The 5,761-nt window shown below is 74.7% G+C and carries 5 protein-coding genes and 1 pseudogene; all 6 read left to right on the plus strand.

Features of this window, described 5'->3' with window-relative positions:
- Positions 1–314: pseudogene (locus IDM29_RS14225) on the plus strand (hypothetical protein); the annotation flags it as partial.
- Between the two features lie 21 nt (positions 315–335).
- Positions 336–587 carry a carbon storage regulator CsrA gene (gene csrA, locus IDM29_RS14230; RefSeq protein WP_188037678.1) on the plus strand — a complete coding sequence of 84 codons (252 nt, stop codon included), beginning with the start codon at positions 336–338 and terminating at the stop codon, positions 585–587.
- An 82-nt stretch (positions 588–669) separates the two neighbouring features.
- Entirely contained in the window at positions 670–3,006 is a 2,337-nt protein-coding gene (locus IDM29_RS14235) for a chemotaxis protein CheA (protein ID WP_182112612.1), read from the plus strand.
- Positions 3,003–3,422, plus strand: coding sequence for a chemotaxis protein CheW (locus IDM29_RS14240; protein WP_182112613.1), 420 nt, complete (start codon positions 3,003–3,005; stop codon positions 3,420–3,422). Before IDM29_RS14235 ends, IDM29_RS14240 begins: the two co-directional genes overlap by 4 nt.
- A 93-nt stretch (positions 3,423–3,515) precedes the next feature.
- Positions 3,516–5,180 carry a methyl-accepting chemotaxis protein gene (locus IDM29_RS14245; protein ID WP_255491701.1) on the plus strand — a complete coding sequence of 555 codons (1,665 nt, stop codon included), beginning with the start codon at positions 3,516–3,518 and terminating at the stop codon, positions 5,178–5,180.
- 94 nt (positions 5,181–5,274) lie between these two features.
- Positions 5,275–5,761 (plus strand): response regulator (locus IDM29_RS14250; protein WP_188037679.1); only part of this gene is annotated, 487 nt, incomplete at its 3' end.

Raw genomic sequence — 5,761 nt, forward strand, 5'->3', positions numbered from 1 at the left:
TGGGGGTGGCCACCGCGGCGGACGGGCGCCACGACGCCGGCGCGCAGCTGCTCGAGGCGCTCGCACCCGACCAGGCCTGGGCGGTCGTGGACGCGCGCCGCCGCGTCGCGGAGACGCGCCGCTGGCTGCGGAACACGGGCGCCCGGCGCCCGCTCGACGCGGTGGCGGTCATGGGGGGCTTCGAGGCGCAGGCTCCCGGGGCGGTCCTCAACCTCGGCCTGCCGGTCGGCTGGCTCGACGGCCTGCCGGCGTCGCCCGTGGTCTGGGCGGCCGTGCTGAGCGAACGCCTCAGCGAGGACGCGACCTGGGAGTGAGTCGGGGGTTAGTCTCGCTCCATGCTCGTGCTGAGTCGCCGTGTGGGCGAACGCCTGGTGATCGGCGACAACATCGTCATCACGATCATCGACGTGCGCAGCGACGGCGTGCGGATCGGCATCGACGCGCCGCGCGACGTGCGCGTCAACCGCGCCGAGGTCCTCGAGGCCGTGACGCGCGCGAACGTGGAGGCCGCCCGTTCCGCGGACCCCGCCGCGGAGGAGTCGCTCAAGGCGCTGCGGCCCTCGACGGGGCGTCCGGCCGGCGACTGACCCTCACGTCCGCCCCCCGGCGACCGATGGTGCCGGTGAGGGGCGGAGGATCCGCCTCCTGCGGCATGCCATGGAGGGCGTTGTGGAGGACCTGGACGAGATCGTCCACGAGTTCCTGGTCGAGAGCCATGAGAACCTCGACCAGCTGGACTCGGACCTGGTCGCCCTCGAGGCGGCCCCCGGCTCACGGGACCTGCTGAGCAGCATCTTCCGCACGATCCACACGATCAAGGGCACGAGCGGCTTCCTGGCCTTCTCGGCGCTCGAGCGCGTCACGCACGCCGGCGAGAACCTGCTGGTCGAGCTCCGCGACGGCCTGCGCTCGATGGACCACGGCACCACCGACGTGCTCCTGCAGATGGTCGACGTCGTGCGCGACGTCCTGCGCCGCATCGAGTCCGACGGCGGCGAGGGCGAGGTCGATGTCGACGCCGTGGTGCGACGCATCGAGACGCTCCTCGCCGGGACGCCGGGCGCCGGCTCGCCCGACGCCGGCGCGACGGCCCCGGTCGAGCACCGCGAGGATCTCCCCGCGCCCGAGGCGTCCGTCCCCGAGGTGCCAGTGCCCGTGCCGGCGCCTGCGTCCGCCCCGCCCGCCTCGCGCACCATCCGCGCCAAGCAGGCCGGCCCCGCCGCGTCGGCCGACCGCGAGCCCGACCCGGCCGAGCCGGAGCCGGCCGCGTCGCGCTCGGCCGCGGACGGCTCCATCCGCGTCGACGTCGACCTCCTGGACGCGCTCATGCGTCAGGTCGGCGAGCTGGTCCTGGCGCGCAACGCCATCTCGCGGCTCGCCGGTGGGACGACCGACGTCGACCTCGTGCGCGCGGCCCAGCGCCTGAGCCTCATCGCCTCGGAGCTGCAGGAGGGCGTCATGAAGACGCGCATGCAGCCCATCGAGCACGTCTGGTCGAAGGTGCCGCGCATGGTGCGCGACGTCGCCGCCGCGTGCGACAAGCAGGTGCGCGTCGAGCTGACCGGGGGTGACACCGAGCTCGACCGCAGCCTCCTCGAGGCGGTCAAGGACCCGCTGACGCACCTCATCCGCAACGCCGTCGACCACGGCGTCGAGGCGCCCGCCGCGCGGAGCGCCGCGGGCAAGCCCGCGCAGGGCGTCGTGTCGCTGCGTGCGTACCACGCGGGTGGCCAGGTGGTCGTGGAGGTGAGCGACGACGGCGCGGGGATCGACGTCGCGCGCGTCGCGGCCAAGGCGGTCGACCGCGGCCTGCGCACGGCCGAGCAGGTGGCGGACGCCGCCGCGAGCGAGCTCCTCCAGCTGCTCTTCCTGCCCGGCTTCTCGACCGCCGAGTCCGTCACCAACGTCTCCGGCCGCGGCGTGGGGATGGACGTGGTCCGGACCCGGATCGAGGCGATCGGCGGCACGGTCGACGTCGACTCCGAGCTCGGGACGGGCACGACGTGGCGGCTGCGGATCCCGCTGACCCTCGCGATCATGCCGGCGCTCACGGTGGCCTGCGACGGTGAGCTCTACGCGATCCCGCAGGTCAGCCTGCTGGAGCTCGTCGCGCTCGACGCGCAGGCCTCGGGCGCCATCGAGTACGTCCGCTCGGCACCGGTCTACCGGCTCCGCGGCGAGCTCCTGCCCCTCGTGGACCTGCGCGAGGTGCTCGGCCGGCCCGCCAGGGCGGACCGTGCCGGTGCCGTGATCACCGTCCTGCAGGCGGACACCCAGCGCTTCGGCCTGCTCGTCGACCGCGTCCTGAACACCGAGGAGATCGTCGTCAAGCCGCTCTCCGGCCGGCTCAAGGCGATCGGCCTGTACGCGGGCGCCACCCTGCTCGGCGACGGCCGCGTCTCGCTCATCCTCGACGTGCAGGCGATCGGCCGCCGGGCCATGGTCGGCGACGGCGGCCTCGAGCGCGCCCGGTCCGCCGAGGACCGTGCCGCCGTCGTCGAGACCGTGCCGGTGCTCGTCGCGGGCATCGGCGGAGGGCGCCGCGTCGCGATCCCGCTCGCGGCCGTGACCCGCCTCGAGAAGCTGCCCGCCGACGTCCTGGAGCACGTGGGCGGGCGCGAGGTCATCCAGTACCGCGGAGCGATCACGCCCGTCGTCCGCCTCGACCGCCTGCTCGCCGCCGCGGGCGGTGGCGACGAGCGCGACGAGCGCGACGAGCTCACGGTCGTCGTGTCCTCGCGCCGGGGGCGCAGCGTCGCCATCGTGGTCGACGAGATCGTCGACATCGTGGACGACGACGTCGCCGCGCACAGCGACCTCGGTGACCACGGGACGCTCGGGTCGACGGTCCTCGAGGACAAGGTGACCGAGCTGCTCGACGTGCGGGCCGCCGTCGCCGCCGCCGACCCGCTGTTCTTCGCCGACGAGCCCGCGCCCGCGGACCTCGCCGTCCTCGACCCGGCCGACCTCGACCACCTCGACGTCCTCGTGGGAGCGACCCGATGAGCCGCCAGCTCGCCACCTTCACCCTCGAGGGCGCGCACTACGGCGTCGACGTCATGCGGGTCCAGGAGGCCCTGCGCTTCCAGCCCCGCACCGCCGTGCCGATGGCCCCTGCCGCGGTCGCGGGCCTGGTCAACCTGCGCGGTCAGGTCGTCCTGACCATCGACCTGCGGGTGTGCCTCGGCCTGGATCCGCTGCCGCCCTCGGCGCGGCCGATGATGGTCGTCGTGCAGGTGGGCGGGGAGCCGATCAGCCTGCTCGTCGACGAGATCGGCGACGTCATCGACGTCGACGACGACGCGTTCGAGATGCCGCCCGACACGCTCGCACCCTCGCTCCGCGGCCTGGTCACCGGCGCCTTCAAGCTCGAGGACCGCCTCCTGCTCGCGCTCGACGTCGACCGCGCGGTCGCCGCCTGAGCCCGCGCCCCTCGCGCCCCCTCGGCCCACGGCGGTCGTCCCCTCATCACCCGCGCCCCGCGCGCGGCCCCGTACCAAGGAGCACCCCACCCGATGTCCCTCACGTCCCAGCGCACCGCGCCGAGCCCTCTCGCGCAGCCCGCCCCGGCGTCCGACCCGTCGACAGGCGGCCCGCCCCGGCTGCTGGCCGACCGCGGCGTCATGAGCAAGGTCCTCGGGGCCGTCGGTGTCATGGCGATCGCGGCCGTCGTGGGCGGGGCGCTCGGCGTCGTGAACCTGCGGACCGTCGCTGCGGACGCCGCGCACCTCGCCACCGTCCAGAGCGGCTTCGCCACGAACGTCGCGGTCGTGCACCAGGAGGAGATCACGGCGCGGATGCTGGTCGCGGAGGTGGCGGCCGCGGACACGGCGGAGCTGCGCGGCCAGTTCGCCGAGCAGATCGAGCGGACCGACGCCGACATCCAGGTCGCCATCGACGCCCTCACGGCCGAGGTCGGGCCCGACGACCCGTACTGGAACGGCTTCCTCACCGACTGGCAGGCCTGGCAGGAGGTCCGTGACACCGCACTCCTCCCGGCGGCCATGGCCGGCGACCGCGCGCTCGTCGAGCAGGTCCGGGCCGAGCAGGCCGACCCGCTCGTCGCCGCGTTCGTCGCGGACCTCGAGGGGCTCGAGGCGCAGACCGCGGGGTACGTCGCCGACATCGCGGCCGGCGCGGAGCACGAGGCCGCCACCGCGACGACGGCGACCCTGGTCGTGGTGCCCCTCGGGCTCGCGCTCGCGGCGGCCATCGGCGTCGTCACGGCGCGGTCGATCCGGAGCTCCCTCGGCCGCGTGCAGGCCTCGCTCGAGGCGATGGCCGAGGGTGACCTCACGGTGGAGGCCGACGTCCGGAGCGCCGACGAGATCGGCCGCATGGCCGGTGCCCTGCGCACCGCGCAGCACTCGCTGCGCAGCACGCTCGCGCAGGTCGGGGAGGCGAGCACGACCATCGCCGCCACGAGCGAGGAGATGTCCGCCGCGGGCGGGCAGTTCGCGGCCGCCTCGGAGGAGACCAGCGCCCAGGCCGGCGTCGTCGCCTCGGCGGCGGAGGAGGTCTCGCGCAACGTCCAGGCGGTCGCCGCCGGTGCGGAGCAGATGGGCGCCTCGATCCGCGAGATCGCGCAGAACGCCAACGAGGCCGCCCGCGTGGCCGCGCGCGCCACCGACGTCGCGCAGACGACGACGTCGTCGGTCGCGCAGCTCGGAACGTCGTCGCAGGAGATCGGCAACGTCGTCAAGGTCATCACGTCGATCGCGGAGCAGACGAACCTCCTGGCGCTCAACGCGACCATCGAGGCCGCGCGCGCCGGCGAGGCGGGCAAGGGCTTCGCCGTCGTCGCCGGCGAGGTCAAGGACCTCGCCCGGGAGACCGCCCGCGCCACGGAGGACATCGCGCGTCGCGTCGAGGCGATCCAGTCGGACACGGCGACGGCCGTCGCCGCGATCAGCGAGATCTCGCAGATCATCGCGTCGATCAACGACTACCAGCTGACGATCGCGAGCGCGGTCGAGGAGCAGACGGCCACGACGAACGAGATGAGCCGCGGCGTCGCCGAGGCCGCGGCCGGCTCCGGCGAGATCGCGGCCAACATCACCGGCGTGGCGTCGGCCGCGGCCTCCTCCGCCGAGGTCGTGAGCCAGCTGCAGGCCTCGACGCTGGAGCTCGCGCAGATGGCCGCCGACCTGCGCAACCGCGCCTCGGCGTTCACGTACTGACGCCCGGCGGTGCGGGCCCCGGTGCTCACAACCGGTCCGCCGTGGCCGATCTGGACACTGCGCGGGTCACCGCGCGAGGAAGCGGAGGACCGACGTGACGCCGATCAGGGTGCTGGTGGTCGACGACTCGGTCGTCGTCCGCCGGCTCGTCACCGACGTCCTGCAGCAGGACCCGCAGATCGAGGTCGTCGGCGTCGCCGCGAACGGGCAGATCGCGGTCGCGAAGGTCGAGCAGCTGCGCCCTGACGTCGTGACGATGGACCTCGAGATGCCCGTCATGGACGGCGTCGAGGCCGTCCGGACCCTGCGTCGTGCCGGGCACCGGATGCCGATCATCATGTTCTCGACGCTCACCGAGCGCGGCGCCGTCGCGACCCTGGACGCGCTCGCGGCCGGGGCGACCGACTACGTGGCCAAGCCGGCGAACGTCGGCAGCGTGCAGGCCTCGCTCGCCCAGGTCGCCACCGAGCTGATCCCGAGGATCCGGGCCTTCGCCGCGCGGTCGGTGACGTCCCGGGCGGGCGCCCCGGGCGCCCCGGCCGGCCGGGCCGCCACGGGACCCGGCCTGCCCGTGCCCCGCG

Origin of the sequence: Actinotalea sp. JY-7885, from assembly GCF_014525465.1 — a bacterium.
GTDB lineage: Bacteria > Actinomycetota > Actinomycetes > Actinomycetales > Cellulomonadaceae > Actinotalea.

Coding starts and splice junctions, on each gene's coding strand:
- IDM29_RS14245 (WP_255491701.1), top strand. CDS start 3,516: ATGTCCCTCACGTCCCAGCGCACCGCGCCGAGCCCTCTCGCGCAGCCC.
- csrA (WP_188037678.1), top strand. CDS start 336: ATGCTCGTGCTGAGTCGCCGTGTGGGCGAACGCCTGGTGATCGGCGAC.
- IDM29_RS14240 (WP_182112613.1), top strand. CDS start 3,003: ATGAGCCGCCAGCTCGCCACCTTCACCCTCGAGGGCGCGCACTACGGC.